The 2,291-nt window shown below is 59.0% G+C and carries 3 protein-coding genes; 2 read left to right on the forward strand and 1 reads right to left on the reverse strand.

Annotated features, from left to right (window positions below):
• The first annotated feature begins 145 nt into the window (after positions 1-145).
• Entirely contained in the window at positions 146-469 is a 324-nt protein-coding gene (locus NG895_RS13570) for an ECF-type sigma factor (protein ID WP_252853047.1), read from the forward strand.
• Positions 470-641: 172 nt separating this feature from the next.
• Here the strand turns inward: NG895_RS13570 and NG895_RS13575 are convergent, their stop codons facing one another.
• Positions 642-1,697: a DUF932 domain-containing protein gene (locus NG895_RS13575; protein WP_252853048.1), complete on the reverse strand. Its 1,056-nt coding sequence runs from the start codon at positions 1,695-1,697 to the stop codon at positions 642-644.
• A gap of 206 nt (positions 1,698-1,903) precedes the next feature.
• Between NG895_RS13575 and NG895_RS13580 the strand changes: the two genes are divergently transcribed.
• The gene (locus NG895_RS13580; RefSeq protein WP_252853049.1) at positions 1,904-2,122 is read left to right on the forward strand and encodes a ribbon-helix-helix domain-containing protein; all 219 of its coding nucleotides are present in this window, start codon (positions 1,904-1,906) and stop codon (positions 2,120-2,122) included.
• The last annotated feature ends 169 nt before the right edge of the window (positions 2,123-2,291 follow it).

The raw sequence follows: 2,291 nt of genomic DNA on the forward strand, positions 1-2,291 counted from the left end.
CGGTCTGTTCCAACTGCTGGCGGTGGTGACGACCTCTGCGCTTTAGGAAAACCGGCAGCAGAGCGAAGTCGATGCACCCACTGTCTCAAAGGAAATACCCAAACTCGCATCGGTCTGGATACGCCAGTGACTTTTGGGGACTAGGATGATCGCTCTGTCACTGCATTCTTCGGCTTGGCGACGGCCTGGATTTGAGCGGCGGGAAAGAGTGAGACCAGAGCCAAGTTCCGGCCATAATCGACGTCATAGCCGATTTCACCCGAATCCAATCTCAAATCGAACAGTGAGCCCCTTCGCTGCCGAGCAACTGTTGCCGTTCGTTTACGATGAGTTGCGAAGACTAGCTGCTGATCGGCTTAGACATGAGAAGCTAGGCCAAATGCTGCAGGCGACAGCTCAAGGCCGCTGCGAGGAGGCCGAGATGCTAAACCGACATCGCCAGTTGCCACTAAGTGCACCACCTTATTGATGGTCTCGTCGCTACAGATGAGGACGCTCATACGTCTTGCTCCAGGGCGTCATGTGAAATGGTGTGTCAAAGAGGTGCTGCAAGATCTCGGGTGAGCCTAAAAAGGACGGGGTGCCCCATCTCTTGCAAGACGGGAGTCCCGGGCCCCCGCGAAGGGGCCCGGTGGTCTCGATCACGCACTCAGGAATTGAGCGACAGCGTTCACCGTCGCGTCCGTCGAGCGGTCCCGGTTCACGCCGAACAGGTTCGAGCGGATCCGGTTTTCAGCGCGGACGGTGTCGTCCGCACCGGCGCTGGCCTTGTCGTGCTGGACATAGCCGGTCCAGGCGTTCAGAGCTAGCCAGGCGGTCTCACCGCCAAACTTCGCCGACTCCCGGTCGTAGCGTGCCATGAACTGCCCGTAGGCCTTGTCCATCGCCCGCTGACGCTTATCGCGGATCGGCTGCGGCAGATTCTCTTCGGTGGGAAGAGCGAAGCCGCTGACAGCGTACTGGCTGCTGAAGAAAGCCACCGCACTGCGGCGATCGATCTTCGTGTCGGCCAGACGCTCGGCCAGTTCGCGCGAGCTACGACGTGCGGCGTCGAAGTTGCGGAGGGCCTTGCGGCACTCGTCGAGCTTGACTTCCAGGTTTCCGCTGTGGCGGACACTGAAGCCAGCCCGTCGCAGATTCTCCGGCTCGCGGAAGCTGCCGGTCACTGCCTGCCAGGTGTTGGCACAGACGACGCGGATGTCGGTGGGGTCGAAGCGAATCGACGCATCACCGCCGTGCGAGTTCGAGCCCAGCAGGTACTGCCAGGTTTTGTCGCCCCCGATGTCGTAGCTGCCGCCACGAGCCAGGAACCACACTCGTTTGCCACCCTGCAGCGTGCCGCAGGTCTCGGTGACCACGTCACCGTGCGACTCGTTGGCCAGGGCATCCATGAACTTGGCCAGGTCGATGTTCTGGCAGATCTGGTAAGAGCTGCCGACCACACCGAGCACCGCGGGGATGTCCCCTTCCGGGGTGTTGATCATCCGCACGTTGGCCTGGTGCGACTCAATCTCGACCAGTTCCCCAGTGTCAGGATGGCGAATATAAACCGGCATCCCTTCGACCGGCTCCGCCAGCCCGTATTTCCGAGCCGTTGCTTCGCAGCTCAGGTCTTCGTCGATCACAGTACCGAGGCCATGCCAGGCGCTCTTGCGATTGAGTACGACTTGATCAGTAGCAGTAATTTCGTGCGACATAAACTTGTTCTCCCGACTGGTGAGTTAGTTTAGTTTCGGCCGAGCCCGCCGCTCGACCACTTGTGTGCTACATAATTATTCGCCGCTCCTTGGCTATTATTGTGGAACACAATTAGCAAATCCCAAAAAACTGCTTTAACTTGTTCTGTGCCACAAAAAGGTCTAAGATCTGGCTTTTCGTGGCACACAAACCTGGGAGAAATCCAGTGGCGAAGAAGAAACGGCCGCGGGGCCGTCCTCCGCAGCATCCAGAAGGCCCGACGAATCACATCGCGGTTCGCGTGCCAGCCGCACTGCTAGCCAAGTTGGAAGTATGGGCAGCCAAGGCCGAGATGAATCAGTCGGAGGCGGTCACTGAAGCTATTCGACAGCTGGTCAAAGGTGTGCGGCCACCACGTACCGGGCCTCGGCGGAACAATGGCTAAAATTGCCACGTGACAGCGAAGATTGAAGCAAATCGCCGAAGCCCCAACCGCTTCGGGCATGGGCGATTCGATCGCCAGGTCTGCAAGCGTCGTGTATCCAGAGCAGAAGTACTGCGGCGTCTCACCAGCAAGATGCCACGCGAAACATGATGCGTTAGAAATTGCGCCA

This window comes from Aeoliella straminimaris (genome assembly GCF_024054565.1).
Classification (GTDB): Bacteria; Planctomycetota; Planctomycetia; order Pirellulales; family Lacipirellulaceae; genus Aeoliella; species Aeoliella straminimaris.